Raw genomic sequence first — 17,563 nt, forward strand, 5'->3', positions numbered from 1 at the left:
GCAATAACAGCGCTATTTTGCTTTGCGTTTTTTAACTTTAGATTTACTTTTCGGTTTATCTTTCTTCGTGCTGTCTTTGGCTTTACTTTTGTCGCTAGCGTTGGACTTGCCTTTTTTCTTTTTACTGGCAGTGGCTTTCTCGCCGTGATGGTCAGCCTTGCCTTCTTCGCTCATAAAGATTGTTTTATTGCAGATACGCACTTTTTTCAAGGTGTTTAACATATCTTTGGGCATACCTTCAGGCAGGTCAACCGTTGAGTGGTTGTCATGCAGTTTGATATGGCCAATATGTTCGCCATCAATACCGGTTTCGTTGGCAATAGCGCCCACGATATTACCCGGTGTTACGCCATCTTCACGGCCCACTTCAATGCGATAGCGCACCATATTGATATCGGATTTATTGCGCTTGCCTTCTTCTCTTTTGCGTGCGGATTTTCGGTTGTCATTGCGTTCCGGCTTATCAAAGCTGTCTCGCGGCTTTTTAGGCTTGGGTTCATCTTTAACTTCAAGGGGCTTCTCTTTTTGCAGCAGATAAGCCAGTGCACAGGCAATGTCTTCTGCCGAACGGTCAGCTTCAATGCTGTATTCAGAGAGTACATTATGGAAAAAATCCAGATTCTGGTTTTCCAATGTTTCGGTGAGTTGTTGTTTAAAGTGCTCAATGCGTCGATTGGAAACTTCCACGCCGGAAGGCAGGTCCATTTTGGCAATCGGTTTGCGGGTAGCTTTTTCAATCGCCTGTAATAAGCGTTTTTCGCGGGGTGCGACAAATAAGATGGCTTTACCTTCTCTGCCAGCACGGCCAGTACGACCAATACGGTGCACATACGCTTCAGGGTCATAGGGGATATCAAAATTTAATACATGGCTAACCCGTTCAACATCAATACCGCGGGCGGCCACATCGGTGGCAACAATAATATCCAGTTGTTTTTTCTTTAGCCGGTTAATCGTGCGTTCGCGCAAAGCCTGATTCATATCACCATTTAAAGCGGAGGCGGAATAGCCGCGGGCTTCCAGTTTTTCTGCCAGCTCTGCAGTGGCGGTTTTGGTGCGCACAAAAATAATCATCGCATCAAAACTGTCGGCTTCCAGAATGCGAGTGATCGCATCGAGCTTGCGCTCGAAGCCGTTAACAATTAAATAGCTTTGTTCAATTTTAGCCGCGGTGGTGGACTCGCTGGCAATACGGACTTCTTTGGGGTCATTCAGATAGCGGTCAGCCACTTTGCGAATTGGCTTGGGCATGGTGGCAGAAAACAGTGCCACCTGACGCTCTTTCGGTGTGTGCTCTAAAATCCATTCCACATCATCAATAAAACCCATCCGTAACATTTCATCGGCTTCATCTAATACCAGGCTGGTTAAGCCTTCCAGTTTTAAACTGCCTCTGCGCAGATGGTCCATAACCCGGCCGGGGTGCCGACGACAATATGAACACCGCGTTTTAGTTGGCGCAGCTGGCCACTCATATCCTGGCCGCCATAGATGGGCAGTACATGAAACCCTTTCATCTGGCTGGCATAGGTTTGAAAGGCTTCCGCCACTTGTATCGCCAATTCGCGCGTGGGGGCCAGTACCAGAGTTTGTGGTGACTTTACTTTGATGTCGATCTTGCTTAAAAGAGGTAGGGCAAAGGCTGCTGTCTTGCCGGTGCCGGTCTGGGCCACGCCCAGTAAATCGTCGCCGTTTAGCAGGTGGGGGATACTGGCGGCTTGAATGGGCGAGGGCTGCTCATAGCCGACATTGTCGATGGCTTTTTGCACGGGAGCGGCTAACGCCAGATCTTTAAAACTGGGGGTTTCGGGGGATGACATGAATGATCTCGATATGGGGGTGATGACGCTGTTTGGTCGCACCGGAAGTGTGGCGGCGGATTATACGGGTTTTGGGGCTTTTCGGGAAGGGCTTAGCTCAGTGGTATTTTAATATGAATTTTTCCGCCAGTGACTTCTTCACCTTTTTCGGCATCAAACACCAGTTCGGCGTTGTAGCTGATAGCATCTTTCTTGGTGTTGTCTTTGGCTGCTTTGGCAAAAATATCCAGACCGGTGTTTTCCGGGGCGCTAAACGACTGCTCAATATCTATGAGCGAGGGTAGGTTCAGGTTTAGCTCACGCGCTGATTTTGCGGGCTTGGTGGTGGCGGTAAAATCAATTTCGACGGTAGTAGGAGAAGTGCGAACCACTTTAGCCAGGGTAGGCGCAGTCATAGCGGCCTGTGTTTCAGGCGCCATGGTTTCCATATAGGCCACTAATAGGGCGAAGGCTAAGGTCAATGTCAGTAGTGATCGCATAGAGTCTGCTCTTATTTCAGTCGTTCTCTACTCAGAAAGTGGCGTAATTGTAGTCAAATATCGCTATTTGCAACAGGGAACTAGTTGGCAAATTATGACTAAAATCAAAGGGTTGCCATTTTTTTGGCAGTTTGAATAGCCGGGTGCGATAGTTGCAAAGGTGTGTCAAAAAGCTGTTTTATGGTCTCTAAGGAGCTTAGCCATGGCATTTCTTGAACTTTTTCTGGCTGCCACACCAGCAGGGGTCATTACGCCCGGGTTTGGTGGGGGCTGGGCTTTCAGCGATATCGCCATCCAGATAGAACCATTGTTCCTCTTCAAACACAAAGCGGGAGTTCTCATGGAGTTGGGAGAGGGTGTCCTGTTGCGTATAGGTGGCAATATATTCGACTTCGCCGCTGCTATGGTTGGCCAGCCCGGAGCGGGTGCTAATAATCTCTAGCCTTAACCACTGGCAGTGGGCAATGGTTTCAGCGAGGCTGCTGTTATCATCAGCCTGCCGTTTGGAGGGATGGTGGGTGGCGATTAAATAGGGAATATTGCCGGTGCAAAAAGCGCTAAAGCGCGACCGCATTAATTGCTCGGCAGTTTGTGCTTTGCTGGCCCCTGACAGCAGGGGTTCGCAGCAGTTGGCAAAATGCCGTTGGCTGTGACAGTGGCAGGGATAATCGCTACTCATTAATGCTCACGTTGTATGACATATAACGGACTTGTTCGGTGTTATTAACAATGCTTATAAACACGATTAATTTCAAGGAAAAAAGGCTAGTAATACATTTTTTACTGGAGTATTGTTGCCTCGCTAATAACTAAAAATGCAGGATTGTGTTGTAGTGCTTGGGGAGACACACGACAATAATTGGTGCTGATTGACGATAGGTTGTAATGCTGTTGTTGCCCGTGTTTTAGTCGCTAAAGTAATTTATTTGGCGCTGCATTCGGTAAGTGTTTTATTAGTTTTTCTGTAGTTTACCAAATCCGCTGGGCCCGGCCTGGTGTTCTTATTGCTGTTTTCTGATCCATCACTATTGATTCATATTTCAGTGGCAACGCTGTTGTCATGTTATCTGCATGATTGCTTTTCAATGATGGAAACAAAAAGGATGGCATTATGAATAACAATAGAAATAAGTTACTACGATTTAGGCATCACGGAGTACTAGCGGCGGCCATTGTGCCGGCCTTTATGCTGGCAGCTTCTAATATTATGGCCCAGCAGACCGCAGGGGCTAATCAAGTGATTGAAGAGGTAGTGACCATTGGTACGCGTACCAAGGGCCGCTCGGCGGAAGATCTGCCAGTACCGGTGGATGTGCTTAATGCAGAGGCGCTGTCGAATACCGGGCATACTGAAGTGGGTCGGATGCTGCAAAGTCTGGCGCCATCCTTTAACTTTTCCAGTTCCAGTATCAGTGATGGTTCCGATGCGCTGCGCCCGGCAACATTGCGTGGCTTGGGGCCAGACCAAACCCTGGTGCTGATTAACGGTAAGCGTCGCCATCAAGCCTCGCTGATTCATATTAATACCTCGGTGGGTCGTGGTACGGCGGGCGTCGATATGAATGCCATACCTGCCGCTTCCATAAAACGTATTGAAGTGCTGCGTGATGGTGCCGCCGCTCAATACGGTTCTGATGCGATTGCCGGTGTTATTAATATTGTGCTTAAGGATGCCGATGAGGGTGGGGATGTTAGCGCTTCTTACGGTGAATATACCGAAGGTGATGGTGAGACTTATAACCTCGATGCTTCCAAAGGCTTTGCCTTGGGCGATGGCGGTTTTTTGAGCGCCACTTTTAACTATCGTGACCGGGGTAGAACCAACCGTGCCGGAGTACAGGGGGCCTGTGCTTATGGCGGTTGTGCCGATACGGATATGAATGGTATTGATGAAATCGGCGACCCAAGGGAAATCGATTTTGATCGTAAGAGCTTTAGAATTGGTGATGCGGATTCAGAGCAGTATGCCTTTACCCTTAACGCGGCCTATAACCTGGGTATGGGTGAGCTCTATGGTTTCTTAACCTACTCTGAGCGGGAAAATGAATCGGGGGCTTTTTATCGTAACCCGTCTTCAGGTAGCGACGCTTATTTGGATGACGGCGACAATGTTATTCCGGGGGGTTTTTACCGATTATTCATTCTCAAATCGATGATTTCTCTGTCAACCTGGGTTATACCATGGAGTTTGGTAATGGCATCGAAATGGATGTCTCTTATACCGATGGTACCAATGAAATCGATTACGATACGCAAGATTCCATTAACTACTCCTATGTGAACTTTTTAAACTTTGGTCAGGGACTCAGTGATGCTGATATTCGTTCCACGATTCCAAGGGCAGCCAATGCTTACGGTTTGGAATTGGGTTTGCAAACCTTTAACCTCGACTTCAATCAAGGCTTAGGGGATTTATCGCTGGCCTATGGTTTTGAGTTTAGAACCGATAGCTATGAAATCACTCCGGGCAAGCCTTATGCCTATGCCGATTATGATACCGATCCGGTCACTGGTGCTGATCTTTATCCGCAAAATGCCGGTGGAGCCATTCAGGGTTTTAATGGTATTGCGCCTGCCTCTGCTGTAGATGAAGAGCGGGATGTCTATTCATTTTATGTGGACGGCGAATACCAAATTTCGGCAGATGTTTTAGTCAGTGCTGCGGTTCGTTACGATGACTATGATGATTTTGGTGATACCACCAACTTTAAATTAGCGGGTAACTGGGCATTAACGGATACCTTCAGAATTCGTGGTGCGATCAGTACCGGCTTTAGGGCACCGTCCATGCAGCAGCTGTATTTTAATAATATCAGCACGCAGTTTGTCACCGACCCCGCTGACCCTACCGGCCCGCAAATTGCCGAGCAAGTGGGTACCTTTAGAAATGATAGTCAGCTAGCTCAGGATATTGGTATTCCTTCTTTGAAAGAAGAAGAGTCTGATAACTACAGTGTGGGTTTTGTGTATACCCCGCTTGACCAGCTCAGTGTAACGGTAGATTTTTATAAAATTGATATTGATGACCGTATTGTTATCAGTAACAAACTAAAAGCTGCCGATGATCCGACGGGTAATCTGGGAGATGCGCTGGCAGCGGCCGGTGCAACCTCGGCACAGTTTTTCCTTAATGGTGCCAATACGGAAACGGAGGGGGTTGATATTATCGCCACTTATTCAGGTATTGAATTGGGTAGCGGTATCTTGGATATCACCTTTGCGGCCAACAAAACCGAGACTGATGTCACTGATATTTATACGGATGGTGGCCTTGCTGCGGTAGACCCCGATGTGGTTTTCAGTAGTCAGGATATTTCTATTATCGAAGAGTGGCAGCCTGAAGACCGTATTAACTTAGGTGGTTTGTATATGGTGGGTAACTGGAATATGAACCTCACCTTTAACCGCTTTGGTGAATATACCGTGGAAGATGGTGGTCGCCAGACTTACGGCGCTGTGATTGTCACGGATTTAAATATTCGCTATATGTTTGATAATGGCCTGAGCCTCAATGTCGGTGGTAATAATATCTTTGACGAATATCCTGATAAAAACAAAATCGGTAATAGCCGGGGTGGAACTCTGGAAGATGCACCGGGTGGTAACGTTATAGTTAGCAGCCCTGGTGTGTTTGACTATTCTCGTCGTTCAGCGCCCTTTGGCTTTAACGGTGCTTATTGGTATGCCGGAGCTAGCTATAGCTTTTAAGCAAAAATCTGGACTATAAAAAAGGGGCGATTTTATCGCCCCTTTTTTATTGCTGGTTTTTGCTCTGGTTTATTCATAGGTGCAGAGATAAGCGGTTTCCACTGCCACCTTTAATTGAAATTTTTCATTGGCTTCAACGATAAAGTGTTCGCCTGCGTTAAACGTAGCCCAGTCATCGCTGCCTGGTAGCTTTGCTGTCAGTGCACCGCTCACAACGGTCATGGTTTCTTTTTGGCTGGTGCCAAACTCGTATTCACCGATAGCCATAACGCCAACGGTGGCGGGCAGGGTTGCAGTTTGAAAGGCAATTGAGGCTACTTTACCATCAAAGTATTCGTTAACATTAAACATAGTCAAGCTCCAAAATAATGCGTTAACCAGCGCTATGTTGCCATAGCGCTGAGCTTAAAAATTGAGGAGCGCGATTATACGTTAAAATCCGTGATTAGGGGAGTTAATGTATCTCGATCTTATGCTGCTTAATTTCGGGCTCTTTGGCCTTGGGTACGGTCAGTGTTAGCAGGCCATCTTTAAATTCAGCTTTTATCTCGGCCTGATCAATATCCTGGCCAAGATTATAGCTGCGTACAAACTTGCCAAAGCGTCGTTCTGACCTGAGAGTCTTAGCTTCCGTTTGTTCATTGTTGTCGACGGTATTGCTGGCCTCTATGGTGAGGGTGGTATCTTCAACCGTAACGGCAATATTGTCTTTACTAATACCCGGTAGCTCTGCAATTAATTGATAGCCATCGTTAAGCTCAACAACATCAACTCGAGGGGAGAAGGTGTTGCTGGAGGAAGTTTTGGCTCTTGTTCTGGCGCTGGGGGCAGCTTGGTAAAAACCATTAAAGAAGTTGTCTAAATCAAAAGCGCGATTACGTTGAGTGATATTCATAGTGGTCTCCAAATAAACCTAAAAATTTTCTTCCCAAAATAGATAAGGGCAGTTTTTGGAGAAACAAGTTTAAAACACTAAAAAATATATTTATTTCCTTAGCTCTTGAAATTATTTTTTTAGTCGCAATATGAGTTGTTAGTGCCTTAGCGCTGCTTGGCCAGTAGTTTGTCCAGTGTGTTGGCAAAGGCCTGCTTGTCTTTTGCATCCAGTGGTGGAGGTCCGCCGCTGGCTTGGCCTGTGCTGCGCATTTCTTCCATAAAATTTCTCATGGTTAAAGTCTGTTTAATATTTTGCTCGGTATACAGTGTGCCTCTGGGATTAATGCCGTAGGCTTGTTTGGCAACAATATCCGCTGCCAGAGGAATATCTGCGGTGATAACAATATCTCCGGGTTTTACTTCCTGGGCAATATAATTGTCAGCCACATCAAAACCCGCCGCTACCTGAATGGATTTAATATAGGGCGAAGGTGGTGTTTTAATATATTGGTTGGCAACAAGCGTTACCGGTATTTTTACCCGGTTGGCGGCCCGAAATAAAATCTCTTTGATGACGTTAGGGCAGGCATCGGCATCGACCCAAATATGCATGGAGGTTTCCTTTGCTATTCATTCTGGCTCGGCATAATAGAGCGTTTCTGCACGGGGTCAACTGTTGCTCGGGATTGTCATCTATTTCTTTAGTATTGTTAGTTATAGCGAATAGCTTTTAGCAACAATAACATCTTACCCTTTTGCGGGAAAAGGGCGTATAAAGGTTTATAGCAGCTGTGCTTAAGCGGTGTTAGTGCAAATGACGGCCGACTATAATGACATGTTTGCTTAAAAACGGGTAGTAAAAATGACAGACAATTTAAGTATATTTCCTAATACACATAAGGGGTTACCTTAGTAATAATAGCCTTAACTGGAACTGCACATTTGTTTCGGTCAGTCTTTGAAAGCCATCGCTCAGCGAGATTGATTTCGCTGATACATTATTAATCAAGAGGGCAGTCTTATGGATATGATCAGCAATATTCCCCAGCAGCACACTTTCCAGCCTATTTCCTTTGATGAGCAAGTTGCCTTGGTTTCCGAGTGTTTATTAATGGCGGGTGCTATTAAGCGGCATAACGAAGATGCAGCTATTGTGTTTGGCGATGAAAGCACGCTTGACGTAGTAGACGATATGGCCCGTGTTATGGACGGTGCCGATGAGTTACTGGCTGAACTCACTGAAGAGAAACCCTTAAATGCCTTTGAGGCGCAAGAATTGCAATTGGTATGGAATAAGTTGCGACACCTGGTCGCGGCCACCTATCAAGGCAGTTACTTTTCCAATTCCCTCTATAACTAGCATAATTGCTTAATGGTATAACAAAGGGGCGAAAGCCCCTTTGCTGCTGATTTTTCTGTAATTTTTAGAAATGCCCTGTAGTAATGTATTGCATTGTAATAATGCATTGGATGCATTTTTTGATGCTTACTATTATTCCTTCAAGCCAATAGCTGCGTTGCTTCTCAACGCTTGATATTGCTTATTCATGTCATTGAAAAGGAGTGATAGCATGTTAGTACTAACGAGAAATAAAGGTCAGAGCATTATGATTAACGACGATATTGAAATTTCAGTATTGTCTATTGGAGGTAGCCAGGTCCGCTTTGGTATTACCGCACCCAGAGAAGTGGCGGTACACAGAGAGGAGATCTATGAAAAAATTCAGCAGTCATTGGCTGAGCAAAGCCCAGGCGTTATAAGCTGATTTTATATTATTCAATTTAGGAGGATTTCCTATGGCTAGAGAAATCAAAATTGTTATTGAATACCCCGATGGTAAGAAAAAGGCTGTGATGGTCAAAAGTATTGATGAAGCCTTTCATGTCTGTCGAAAAAGCGGGGGGGTTGATTGGCAACCGCTGTCCTATAAACCCTGGATAAACCGCGCTAATCTGTAGTAGCGATAGTAGTACCCGTTGTACGATATCGAAATATCGCACGAGTCGATATTTCGGTATCCACATTGCCTGATCAGGGCTTAGCTTTCAGCCTCTGCCACAGACACTTCAAGATCCTTCAAAATCCCATCCTTAATATCATAGATCCAGCCATGTACCGTTAGCTGCTGGCCATTAGCCCAGGCATTTTGCACCACATTGGTATTGCAAACGTTGTACACCTGCTCAACCACATTGAACTCGCAGAGTCTGTCTAGCTGTTGCTGCGGGTCTGTCACATTATCAATGGCTTCTTTATTCAAACGATAAACCGTTTTCACATTCTTTAACCAATTATCAATCAGCCCGTGCTGCTCATTGTCCATGGCGGCGGCAATACCGCCACAGCCATAATGGCCGCAGACAATCACATGCTTAACTTTTAGTACTTCAACCGCATACTGGATGACCGACAGGCAGTTTAAATCAGCGGCACCGACCACATTGGCAATATTACGATGGACAAAAACTTCACCCGGCGGCAGGTTAACAATAGTATTGGCCGCTACACGGCTATCGGAGCAACCAATCCATAAATAATCGGGCTTTTGCTGGATAGACAGGCGGTTAAAAAAGTCAGGGTCATCTTCTTTGATGCCCTGGGCCCAAGCCTTATTGTTGCTGAATAAATTATTTAAGGATTTATTATCATTCTCAGTCATCGATAGTTTTCCGATATATGTAGTGGATCAATGTTTTTTTGTGGTCGGTATTTTATAGAAAAAACCGGACTAATTACAGTTTGCTGGCGAGTAAATATTTATCGCGCTTGTAGCTGTTGCATCAGCTCACGCAGCTGTGGGTTATTCATAATCTGCTGCTGTATGGCTTGTAACTGGTCTGGATTGTTTTCCATTTGTTGTACCGCCATATCCCGAAACTCAGGGTTATTGATCATATTTTGCAGTTGCGGGTTATTGAGTAGGGCGCTGGTATCAATCGTGGTATTACCGTTGCCAGCTTGTTCCAGCACCTCCCGGACAGTATCAATACTCAGGCTGTTCGAGAGGTTGCCTATCGTGGCTGTGCCACCTGTATTGGTGTAGCTGGTGCTGGTGCTGGTGGTGCTGATAATCTGACCATTGCTAATCGTTTGCGAAAATGACTTTGAAAATCCCTGAATATTAAAATCGCCATTATCGCTAATCGCTCCAAATACAGTATCGCCAAATTGATTGGCGATTTTCTGGAGTGGATCATTGGGGTCGGTTTTCTGAGTGAACTGGCCAACTCCCCACATCCCTAATAGCACAATAGCTGCTGCGATGGCGCCATTCAGTGTTGCTCCAGCGACTCTGCCGCCGAGTGAGTCGTTATCCACAATGGTTTTAAACAAGGGGATAATATGGCCTAATAGTTTGAAAATAGTCGAGACTGCCAGTCCGGTAACCAGCATGGTGGCGATAAACAGGCCCAGGCCGGACATCATCTGCAGGGCAACGGGGGGCAGGTTGATGGTGGTGTTCTGGCTGATAAACAGGGCCAGTTGTTCGCGGTAGCTATAAGCGACGAAATAGCCCAGGGCAAACCCCAGCAGACGGCCAATAACGCCGCTAAAGCCAAGAAACATGCCTCGTACAGCAAAGATTAAAACGGCGGTGATTAATATACCTTCGGCCATGGGGGTTCTCTGGTTACCTGCTCTGGTTGTCTACTCTCGATAGAGCGATTGCGGGCTATTATACCCGTTGCCCATAAGCTTTAAACTTTTCCATCACTTTATCCATTTGCTGGTCGGTCAATAGTTGGATCTTGCCCAGCGCCAGCGCCTGACAGTATTGCTGGGCCAGACTTTCTACTTCCACTGCCAGATTAAAGGCCGCGCGTAAGTTGCCACCGAGGGCAATCATGCCATGGTTGGCCAGCAGGCAAGCCTGATAGCCTTGCAGGGTGTCCACCACATGGCGTGATAGCTCTTCGGTACCAAATAAAGCGTAGGGGGCGATGGGGATCTGTTTACCGCCAGCAACGGCCACCATATAGTGAAATGCCGGTATGGCCCGGCCAGTGCAGGCTAGCGCGGTAGAGTGTGTCGGGTGGGCATGGACGACGGCATGGATATCGGGGCGAGCCTGGTAAATACCGCAATGAAAGTGCCATTCACTGGAGGGAAGCTTGTTTTGGGCGGTTGAGGCCTGCCCACCCTCCAGCGTCAGCAGTACAATATCTTCCGGGCTAAGCTCATGGTAATCCATACCTGTCGGGGTAATCAGCAGGCCTTCGTGGCAGCGGGCACTGATATTGCCGGACTTGCCCGCCGATAAACCACTGCGGTTTAACTGGATGGCATAGTCGATCAACTGTTGTCTTAATTCGCTGTCTTTCATCGTGGCCTTTAGCGTTGCCGTTTTAGCCCTTGCAGGCTTATTTTATCGGCTTGGTAAATACCGTGTTCGGTAATCAAGCCGCTAACCAGTCTTGCCGGGGTGACATCAAAGGCATAATTGCACGCTGGAGAATTTGCGACCAGTTGCACCTCATGCAGTTCGCCGTGTTGATTAATCCCGGTGATATGTGTGACCTCTTTAGCGCTGCGCTGTTCAATCGGAATATCCCGCAGGCCATCGTCAATCTCCCAGTCAATGGTAGAGGCCGGCAGCGCGACATAAAACGGAATATGGTTGTCGCTGGCTGCTAAGGCCTTTAAATAAGTGCCTATTTTATTGCAGACATCACCACTGGCGGTGGTGCGGTCACTGCCTACCAGACAGAGGTCGACCATTCCCTGTTGCATTAAATGACCACCGGTATTGTCAGCAATCACGGTATGGGGAATGCCTTGCTGTTGAAGCTCCCAGGCGGTGAGGCTGGCCCCCTGATTGCGGGGGCGGGTTTCATCAACCCAGATATGGATATCCAGACCGGCTTGGTGGGCCTTATAAATAGGGGCTAGGGCGGTGCCCCAATCGACGGTCGCCAGCCAGCCGGCGTTGCAGTGGGTCAGAATATTAATGGGGCGGCTATGATCGAGTGTTTGCAGCATTGATAAACCGTGCTCGCCAATCGCTTCACAGGTGGCGCTATCTTCCAGTCGCATGGCTTCTGCTTCTTGCAGCGCCGCGGCTGCCCGCTCGGGCTCGGCCAGGCCTTTAATGGCGTTTTGTACCCGGGTAATGGCCCAGCGTAAATTAACCGCTGTGGGACGGGTCGCCAGCAATTGTTCGGTGGCGGCTTGCTCATTCGCCGCAGAGGCATCGTGATGTAATGACAGTGCCAGACCATAGGCGGCGGTAATGCCAATCAGCGGTGCGCCACGTACCTGCATATCGCTAATCGCGGCACAAAATTCATGCAGGCTTTGCAACGGGATTATTTCAAAGCGGTGGGGCAGCAATGTTTGGTCGATAATACGCACACATTGCTGCTGTGGGTCATAGGCGATGGTGGTATGGGCTGTGCCATTAACTTGCATAGTTAACCTTGTGCTAGCAATTTAAGAATTAATTCAGCGGTATCGCTGGGGTGCTCTTGCATAAAGCAATGCCCCCCCTCGACCATAATGCGATCAATCAGGGGGTATTTTTTGGCCGCTCTCGCGGTACCGGCTTTGGCAAAGGGGTAGGTTGATTTGCCCAACACCATAGTCATGGGGCTGGCCACCTTCTTGACCGAAGGCCAGATAGGCCCGGTCTGGCCAGCAAACAAAAAAGCTTCTGTGGCTGGTGAACACTTTAAGTGGGCGCCCTGTGGGTCTTCTGACAGGCAGTGATCGGTATAGGCTCGCAGGCAGGCATCATCCCAGCCTTTATAGATACCACGGTTATAGAGTGCTTCATAGGCGCTCTGGCGGCTGGGCCAGCTACTGCGGCGTTTTAAGGTTTGGCTGACCAGTGGATTGCGTTTGGACAGGCCTAATAAATGCACAATACGATTCATTAGCCCAAACTGTGGCAGAAATAGCACCGGGTCTAGCAGTACCGTAGCGGTAAATAGCTGTGGCCGGTGGCCAGCGGTTAGCAGTGTCATAATGGCGCCAAAGCTATGGCCGAGGCCGTACAGCGGAATATCACCTTCCCCCTGCCAGTGTTTATTCCACTGTGGGTAACAGGCTTCTATATGCTCCAGCCCATGTATGGCACATTGTTGCCAGCTGATAGTCTCTCCCTTATCGCTATCACCATGCCCCTGAGTATCCATCATGATCAGATCGAAGTGGGGGGCTAGCAGCTCCAGCATAGGTTGGTAGCATAGGCCGCTAAAACCATTGGCATGGCGAAAGTAAATGATTGGCTTGCCGCTTAAAGGGGTTTGCCAACCCCTTAGGGTGATATGGTCTGAGGCGGTAAACGACCAGGGCTCAAGTTGTTGCAGAAATGTCATAAACGGGCAGTTATTGTCTTTGGGGGGCCGATTCTAGCACGCCAGAAGGCGCTTGAGGCCGCTTATACACTGGGCTGGTAAAAAAACATCTGCTGATTAATCCAATATGAAGTGGGCTTGCGTATGCATCTATGACGACAATATTAATAAGGACCAATTATGGAATCAGTAGCAGAACAAACACTTAGCTTTCCCAATGTGTCGGTTACATATTCAGAAGAAGCAGAGCTTGTTCGCAAAGCACTGATCGACGCGGGCCTGGAAACCCCTTTAACGGCCAAGCAATTAACGCGTGATGAGAAGTATGAGCGTATCCGTGAAGCCATGACCGACGTGGTGGATGCCCTGGGTTTGGACCTCACCGATGATAGCTTGTGCGAAACGCCTCACCGTATCGCCAAGATGTATGTGGACGAAATTTTCTCCGGCCTGGATTACAGTCAATTTCCTAAAATTACGGCCATTGAAAATAAGATGGGTGTAGAGGAAATGGTCAAAGTGAGTGATATCAGTTTGGTCAGCACCTGTGAGCATCACTTTGTTACCATCGATGGTGTGGCAAAGGTGGCTTATATTCCCGGTGATAAAATTATTGGCCTGTCTAAAATTAATCGTATTGTTCGGTTTTTTGCCCAGCGCCCACAAGTGCAGGAGCGTTTAACCCAACAAGTGTTATTAGCTTTGCAAACCTTGCTGGAAACCGAGCATGTCGCGGTAAGAATTGATGCCTCGCATTATTGTGTCAAAGCACGGGGTGTTATGGATGCTTCTTCGGTGACCCAAACCACCGCTTTGGGTGGAAAATTTAAACATAATGCCACTAGTCGCAAAGAATTTTTAGACGCTTAAGCTAAGCATTTATTCTGTCAACAATATCGCTGTTGCCATAGGTAGTAGTACCTATGGCAACAGCGATATTTTTTTTGAAAGAAAACGCGATAAGAAATTTTTTTATAATTCTTTATAAAAACTTCCCCTTTTTAGTATTTCTGCTATATGTAGTGTTAATGCACTGGTTGCAGCACTGCATCGTGATTACGCTTAATCCCTTTGCTGATATTCATCGTTGTAAGGTTCGCTTTAACGATAATGATAAGATCAATACATGGTACCCAAAAAGGCTTGTTTTATACCGTTTTTTGCACGGTATGCCTTTATCTCCCCAATAAAAAATACTTTTCAAAAACCTTACCCGGGTTTTTTGTGCTTTAGGTAGGCTGTTGTGGTCAACCAGCACAGTGATGGCTGGTTGTAGTTAAGACGGATAAGTAAATTTACTTATACTGGAGTGCCATTATGCATGTGGTCACTGTTAACACCAAAGGCGGATGCGGCAAAACACTGCTCGCTACCCAGTTAGCTTGCTACTATGCTTCGTCCGGCAAAAGCGTTGCTATATTTGATCACGATAGTCAGCAGTCGTCCAAAGATTGGGTGAAAGCCCGCCCCAAACGTTGCGCCCCTATCAGTGCTGTCGCGGCCTATGCCGGTGAAATGCATAATGCCAATGCGGATATTGTTATTCACGATATGCCCGCCGGTTACGATGTTCGTGACTTGCAAAAAGATGTGCCCGATGTCAAAAAAATCCTGATTCCGATTATGCCGTCCCCAACCGATATGCGGGTGGTATGGCGGTTTTGTATGATGCTGTCTTATACCGGGTTGTTGGAGAGTGATATTGAGATTGGTTTTGTGGTTAATCGCTTTCGCGCCAATGCTTCTTTTAATGATGTGCTTATGAAGTTTTTAAATCGCCTGGATGTGCCCGTGGTTGGCTATATTCGCGATACCCAAAATTATATTCATGCGAATAACCGGGGGTTGGGTATTTTTGATTTACCCAGAGCGAGAACAGCGGTCGATCGAAAAAGCTGGGAGCCGGTGATCGAGTGGCTACAAGATATTGATGATGAAACCTTTGCTCAGGAATTAATGGTTGATATTGTCCAGAAGCAATTGGCGTTGGTGTAAGCCTATACCGCCCGTCATTCCCACCAATGACGTGGTGTTTTAATCATGCCTCAAAGCGCTATAGCCCGTAGGGTGGATTGTAATCCACCGATTATGACGGGCTCTTGGCTGGGTTTGGTGGATTATAATCCACCCTACAATACTGGCAGAACTTGTAGCGTCCCCTGAAACCCAAGCCCATGCTTACTCCACTCCCAATATTCAAGCCTTTATGTTATTAAAGATAGGCAACACCATTCACCTTGCTATATAACAATGTGCAAAGGCGGGAGCCTGGGCTTACGTCTTGGCGGAGTTAACGTGGTGTTTTAATAATTGCTCGAAATACTCCCAAAGCTCTGTCGCCGGGGGCGCTTGTTCCATCAGTGGGTGGCAGTATTTTTCTTGTTTTTCCGCAATATATTTCCCGGCCAGAGCTTCAATCTCATCGCGATTTTCCGTGGCCAGCCAAAGGGCTGTATCGGCACCTTTTTTGGGGGTGAGTAAGCGGCCTGAGGCATAACCCAGCCATACCAGTGGCGTGATTAGCAGCTTAAGCCAGCTGGCTGTATTTTGATAAAACAGATTGGTGTTAACGATACCGGGGTGTACTGAAAAATTTAACACGCCGCTATTTTTGACCTGCCGTTGAAACTCCATGGCCATCATCGACTGTGCCAACTTACTGGTTCTATAACTGCTCATCGCATCATAGTCTCCAGCATCTACTTGGGCCTGACGGATAATATCAGCGACGGATTTTGCGGGGGCCTTTTCGGCAGATAAAGAACTGATTTGGATAATGCGGGCTTTAGACTTTTCCAATAAGGGTTGAAGTTTTATCAGAATCAGTTGGTTGGCCAGGTAATGGGTTTGAAATTGAAGTTCAAAACCGTCTTCGGTTATTTGGTGTGGGGGTGTCATTACCCCGGCATTGGCAATCAATATATTGAGACTGTCAGTGGTGTTTAGGAGAGTGTCGCAAGCCTCGTGGCAGGAGGTTAAACTAGCCAGATCCATTAGCAGTGGTTTTGCCTGACCGCCCACTGCGGCACAGGCTTGCTCGGCTTTGGCCTGAGTTCTGCAAGCCAGAATGAGTTGGAAACCTTTGGCAGCTAATGCTTTTGCTGCCGCCAATCCCATACCGCTGTTGGCACCGGTAATTAACGCTGTTGGCATCGCTATTTCCCCTTTACTGGTTTACCAGGATGACCCTGCCTGAATATACCAAATGGTTTCATCGGGCCCTTCGGCAATATCAATGCCCATTAAAAAATCATAACGTCTGGCAATCTTGTAACGAAAGCCGGCGCCCTGGCTGACTCGTGTACTGGCGGAGCCAATACCGGAGGTAGAGTCTGCCGCACGACCGCCGCCAGCAAAGGCATTAATACTCCAGCGGGAATCGATTTTCCAGGTGACTTCACTTTCCAGTACGGCAACATCAGACCCCTGATATCTGGCAGCTGCTATCCCACGTATTTGTATGCCGGGGTAAGCGAAAGGGGGGAGGCGGTCATCACTATTCACTGTATCACCAACTACGCGTACGCCGAGTAACCAGCGATCAGATAATTTAAAATAGTTTAGGGCAGTGATCGTCGCGGTTTCATAGTCTAGATCACTGCCAATTTCTTCGCGGTAAACGACATAAGAAAGTTCATACCGTGAGCCTTGCTCTGGTGAAAAAATATTATCGCGAGTATCAATTTCAACCACCACACCCAGTCCCGATGTGGTGATTTCGCTAGTAAAAAGATCGTTTATCTGGTCGGTGATATCCGGTGGCGTTGTCGGGGGTAAAAAATTTTCAAGCTGGTCCAGTGAAAGCTCTGCTTCCGTATAGCGCTGGGTAGGGCCAATAAAAACAGGCAGGTCACCCAGTTTAAACTTAAGTGTTTGCAGCATAGCGCTGGCCTGGGTATTAATGGATAAAGGTCGCGGTAAGTTAACGTCGCCAATACTGTAATAATCGAGGCTAATGTCGCCATAACCGCCGCCGATTAAATAACGGATGTCACCCTCTTGGTAAAAACCCAGATGGCCCGCACCGGCTAGCCAGGAATCATTGCCGGTATAAGCGCCAAAGATAGCGGAAACGCTGGGGGGTAATAAATGCCGTGCTGCATTTTCTGAGGTCAGCATGGCCTCTTTTCTAGCGGCGGCCTGCTCTTCATCTTCGTGAAAGATTAAACCGATAACGCCTAATCCAGAATCTACCGCGGGTTCGGTAATCACTACCGGTACGGGTAAAAATCCAAAAGCGTTCTCCGCTAAAAAGCCAGAGACATCAAATTTGCCATCAACAGGGTCAAAAAACTGTTTGGCGAAATCTGCCTTTGCCAGACTGCTTATTGCTAACGCCGCTAACAGTACTATGCCTGCGGATGTTACCTTGACCATGGTTAA

Annotated in this window: 20 protein-coding genes and 1 pseudogene; 7 read left to right on the forward strand and 14 right to left on the reverse strand. The window is 47.3% G+C overall.

The features are described from left to right. Nucleotides 1–12 precede the first annotated feature (12 nt). From BST96_RS11150 to BST96_RS11160, 4 genes and pseudogenes are all read right to left on the reverse strand, one after another. Nucleotides 13–1,251: a helicase-related protein gene (locus BST96_RS11150; protein WP_420814634.1), complete on the reverse strand. Its 1,239-nt coding sequence runs from the start codon at nucleotides 1,249–1,251 to the stop codon at nucleotides 13–15. Between the two features lie 39 nt (nucleotides 1,252–1,290). Beyond that, nucleotides 1,291–1,820, reverse strand: a pseudogene (locus BST96_RS21475) (DEAD/DEAH box helicase); the annotation flags it as partial. 92 nt (nucleotides 1,821–1,912) lie between these two features. Next, the gene (locus BST96_RS11155; RefSeq protein WP_085758784.1) at nucleotides 1,913–2,299 is read right to left on the reverse strand and encodes a hypothetical protein; all 387 of its coding nucleotides are present in this window, start codon (nucleotides 2,297–2,299) and stop codon (nucleotides 1,913–1,915) included. Between the two features lie 196 nt (nucleotides 2,300–2,495). Continuing rightward, a complete protein-coding gene (locus BST96_RS11160) occupies nucleotides 2,496–2,978 on the reverse strand; it encodes a YchJ family protein (RefSeq protein WP_085758785.1) in 483 nt (160 codons plus the stop codon). 432 nt (nucleotides 2,979–3,410) lie between these two features. Here BST96_RS11160 and BST96_RS21025 point away from each other — a divergent pair, with 432 nt between their 5' ends. Both BST96_RS21025 and BST96_RS21030 read left to right on the forward strand, forming a co-directional pair. After that, nucleotides 3,411–4,580 carry a TonB-dependent receptor plug domain-containing protein gene (locus BST96_RS21025; RefSeq protein ID WP_240554785.1) on the forward strand — a complete coding sequence of 390 codons (1,170 nt, stop codon included), beginning with the start codon at nucleotides 3,411–3,413 and terminating at the stop codon, nucleotides 4,578–4,580. Beyond that, complete coding sequence (locus BST96_RS21030; RefSeq protein WP_240554786.1) at nucleotides 4,481–6,007, forward strand: TonB-dependent receptor domain-containing protein; 1,527 nt, start codon at nucleotides 4,481–4,483, stop codon at nucleotides 6,005–6,007. The genes BST96_RS21025 and BST96_RS21030 overlap by 100 nt, the downstream gene beginning before the upstream one ends. Nucleotides 6,008–6,076: 69 nt before the next feature. Here the strand turns inward: BST96_RS21030 and ppnP are convergent, their stop codons facing one another. The 3 genes from ppnP to BST96_RS11180 form a co-directional block, all read right to left on the reverse strand. After that, nucleotides 6,077–6,358, reverse strand: coding sequence for a pyrimidine/purine nucleoside phosphorylase (gene ppnP / locus BST96_RS11170; protein ID WP_085758786.1), 282 nt, complete (start codon nucleotides 6,356–6,358; stop codon nucleotides 6,077–6,079). Nucleotides 6,359–6,461: 103 nt separating this feature from the next. After that, nucleotides 6,462–6,902, reverse strand: coding sequence for an Hsp20/alpha crystallin family protein (locus BST96_RS11175; protein WP_085758787.1), 441 nt, complete (start codon nucleotides 6,900–6,902; stop codon nucleotides 6,462–6,464). A 146-nt stretch (nucleotides 6,903–7,048) separates the two neighbouring features. Further along, nucleotides 7,049–7,495 carry a YaiI/YqxD family protein gene (locus tag BST96_RS11180; RefSeq protein WP_085758788.1) on the reverse strand — a complete coding sequence of 149 codons (447 nt, stop codon included), beginning with the start codon at nucleotides 7,493–7,495 and terminating at the stop codon, nucleotides 7,049–7,051. Between the two features lie 409 nt (nucleotides 7,496–7,904). Here BST96_RS11180 and BST96_RS11185 point away from each other — a divergent pair, with 409 nt between their 5' ends. The 3 genes from BST96_RS11185 (at nucleotide 7,905) to BST96_RS20450 (ending at nucleotide 8,842) form a co-directional block, all read left to right on the forward strand. Continuing rightward, nucleotides 7,905–8,243 carry a hypothetical protein gene (locus BST96_RS11185; RefSeq protein ID WP_085758789.1) on the forward strand — a complete coding sequence of 113 codons (339 nt, stop codon included), beginning with the start codon at nucleotides 7,905–7,907 and terminating at the stop codon, nucleotides 8,241–8,243. A gap of 211 nt (nucleotides 8,244–8,454) precedes the next feature. Continuing rightward, nucleotides 8,455–8,649, forward strand: a complete 195-nt coding sequence (gene csrA / locus BST96_RS11190; RefSeq protein WP_085758790.1) for a carbon storage regulator CsrA — start codon at nucleotides 8,455–8,457, stop codon at nucleotides 8,647–8,649. A gap of 31 nt (nucleotides 8,650–8,680) precedes the next feature. Next, nucleotides 8,681–8,842: a hypothetical protein gene (locus tag BST96_RS20450; protein WP_157117930.1), complete on the forward strand. Its 162-nt coding sequence runs from the start codon at nucleotides 8,681–8,683 to the stop codon at nucleotides 8,840–8,842. 80 nt (nucleotides 8,843–8,922) lie between these two features. On the opposite strand, the gene can is transcribed toward BST96_RS20450, so the two are convergent. From can to BST96_RS11215, 5 genes are all read right to left on the reverse strand, one after another. Beyond that, nucleotides 8,923–9,543, reverse strand: coding sequence for a carbonate dehydratase (can, locus tag BST96_RS11195; protein ID WP_085758791.1), 621 nt, complete (start codon nucleotides 9,541–9,543; stop codon nucleotides 8,923–8,925). 98 nt (nucleotides 9,544–9,641) lie between these two features. After that, nucleotides 9,642–10,502, reverse strand: a complete 861-nt coding sequence (locus BST96_RS11200) for a hypothetical protein (protein WP_085758792.1) — start codon at nucleotides 10,500–10,502, stop codon at nucleotides 9,642–9,644. Nucleotides 10,503–10,560: 58 nt separating this feature from the next. Continuing rightward, a complete protein-coding gene (locus BST96_RS11205; RefSeq protein ID WP_085758793.1) occupies nucleotides 10,561–11,208 on the reverse strand; it encodes a class II aldolase/adducin family protein in 648 nt (215 codons plus the stop codon). A gap of 8 nt (nucleotides 11,209–11,216) precedes the next feature. Beyond that, nucleotides 11,217–12,293 carry an S-methyl-5-thioribose-1-phosphate isomerase gene (gene mtnA, locus BST96_RS11210; protein ID WP_085758794.1) on the reverse strand — a complete coding sequence of 359 codons (1,077 nt, stop codon included), beginning with the start codon at nucleotides 12,291–12,293 and terminating at the stop codon, nucleotides 11,217–11,219. Nucleotides 12,294–12,295: 2 nt separating this feature from the next. After that, the gene (locus BST96_RS11215; RefSeq protein ID WP_085758795.1) at nucleotides 12,296–13,201 is read right to left on the reverse strand and encodes an alpha/beta hydrolase; all 906 of its coding nucleotides are present in this window, start codon (nucleotides 13,199–13,201) and stop codon (nucleotides 12,296–12,298) included. Nucleotides 13,202–13,360: 159 nt separating this feature from the next. On the opposite strand from BST96_RS11215, the gene folE reads away from it, so the two are divergent. Beyond that, on the forward strand, nucleotides 13,361–14,050 hold the full coding sequence (gene folE / locus BST96_RS11220; RefSeq protein ID WP_169713972.1) for a GTP cyclohydrolase I FolE: 690 nt from the start codon (nucleotides 13,361–13,363) through the stop codon (nucleotides 14,048–14,050). A 447-nt stretch (nucleotides 14,051–14,497) separates the two neighbouring features. Next, complete coding sequence (locus BST96_RS11230; protein WP_085758798.1) at nucleotides 14,498–15,175, forward strand: ParA family protein; 678 nt, start codon at nucleotides 14,498–14,500, stop codon at nucleotides 15,173–15,175. 279 nt (nucleotides 15,176–15,454) lie between these two features. Here the strand turns inward: BST96_RS11230 and BST96_RS11235 are convergent, their stop codons facing one another. Together BST96_RS11235 and BST96_RS11240 are read right to left on the reverse strand one after the other, a co-directional pair. Next, nucleotides 15,455–16,333: an SDR family NAD(P)-dependent oxidoreductase gene (locus tag BST96_RS11235; RefSeq protein ID WP_085758799.1), complete on the reverse strand. Its 879-nt coding sequence runs from the start codon at nucleotides 16,331–16,333 to the stop codon at nucleotides 15,455–15,457. A gap of 21 nt (nucleotides 16,334–16,354) precedes the next feature. Beyond that, entirely contained in the window at nucleotides 16,355–17,557 is a 1,203-nt protein-coding gene (locus tag BST96_RS11240; protein ID WP_085758800.1) for a BamA/TamA family outer membrane protein, read from the reverse strand. Nucleotides 17,558–17,563: the final 6 nt, after the last annotated feature.

The sequence above is a fragment of the Oceanicoccus sagamiensis genome, from assembly GCF_002117105.1.
Classification (GTDB): domain Bacteria; phylum Pseudomonadota; class Gammaproteobacteria; order Pseudomonadales; family Dasaniaceae; genus Oceanicoccus; species Oceanicoccus sagamiensis.

Coding starts and splice junctions, on each gene's coding strand:
- BST96_RS11185 (WP_085758789.1), top strand. CDS start 7,905: ATGGATATGATCAGCAATATTCCCCAGCAGCACACTTTCCAGCCTATT.
- BST96_RS20450 (WP_157117930.1), top strand. CDS start 8,681: ATGGCTAGAGAAATCAAAATTGTTATTGAATACCCCGATGGTAAGAAA.
- csrA (WP_085758790.1), top strand. CDS start 8,455: ATGTTAGTACTAACGAGAAATAAAGGTCAGAGCATTATGATTAACGAC.
- BST96_RS11230 (WP_085758798.1), top strand. CDS start 14,498: ATGCATGTGGTCACTGTTAACACCAAAGGCGGATGCGGCAAAACACTG.
- BST96_RS11160 (WP_085758785.1), bottom strand. CDS start 2,978: ATGAGTAGCGATTATCCCTGCCACTGTCACAGCCAACGGCATTTTGCC.
- BST96_RS21030 (WP_240554786.1), top strand. CDS start 4,481: ATGGAGTTTGGTAATGGCATCGAAATGGATGTCTCTTATACCGATGGT.
- BST96_RS11155 (WP_085758784.1), bottom strand. CDS start 2,299: ATGCGATCACTACTGACATTGACCTTAGCCTTCGCCCTATTAGTGGCC.
- ppnP (WP_085758786.1), bottom strand. CDS start 6,358: ATGTTTAATGTTAACGAATACTTTGATGGTAAAGTAGCCTCAATTGCC.
- folE (WP_169713972.1), top strand. CDS start 13,361: ATGGAATCAGTAGCAGAACAAACACTTAGCTTTCCCAATGTGTCGGTT.
- BST96_RS11200 (WP_085758792.1), bottom strand. CDS start 10,502: ATGGCCGAAGGTATATTAATCACCGCCGTTTTAATCTTTGCTGTACGA.
- BST96_RS11180 (WP_085758788.1), bottom strand. CDS start 7,495: ATGCATATTTGGGTCGATGCCGATGCCTGCCCTAACGTCATCAAAGAG.
- BST96_RS11240 (WP_085758800.1), bottom strand. CDS start 17,557: ATGGTCAAGGTAACATCCGCAGGCATAGTACTGTTAGCGGCGTTAGCA.
- can (WP_085758791.1), bottom strand. CDS start 9,543: ATGACTGAGAATGATAATAAATCCTTAAATAATTTATTCAGCAACAAT.
- BST96_RS11150 (WP_420814634.1), bottom strand. CDS start 1,251: ATGCCCAAGCCAATTCGCAAAGTGGCTGACCGCTATCTGAATGACCCC.
- mtnA (WP_085758794.1), bottom strand. CDS start 12,293: ATGCAAGTTAATGGCACAGCCCATACCACCATCGCCTATGACCCACAG.
- BST96_RS11175 (WP_085758787.1), bottom strand. CDS start 6,902: ATGAATATCACTCAACGTAATCGCGCTTTTGATTTAGACAACTTCTTT.
- BST96_RS11235 (WP_085758799.1), bottom strand. CDS start 16,333: ATGCCAACAGCGTTAATTACCGGTGCCAACAGCGGTATGGGATTGGCG.
- BST96_RS11205 (WP_085758793.1), bottom strand. CDS start 11,208: ATGAAAGACAGCGAATTAAGACAACAGTTGATCGACTATGCCATCCAG.
- BST96_RS11215 (WP_085758795.1), bottom strand. CDS start 13,201: ATGACATTTCTGCAACAACTTGAGCCCTGGTCGTTTACCGCCTCAGAC.
- BST96_RS21025 (WP_240554785.1), top strand. CDS start 3,411: ATGAATAACAATAGAAATAAGTTACTACGATTTAGGCATCACGGAGTA.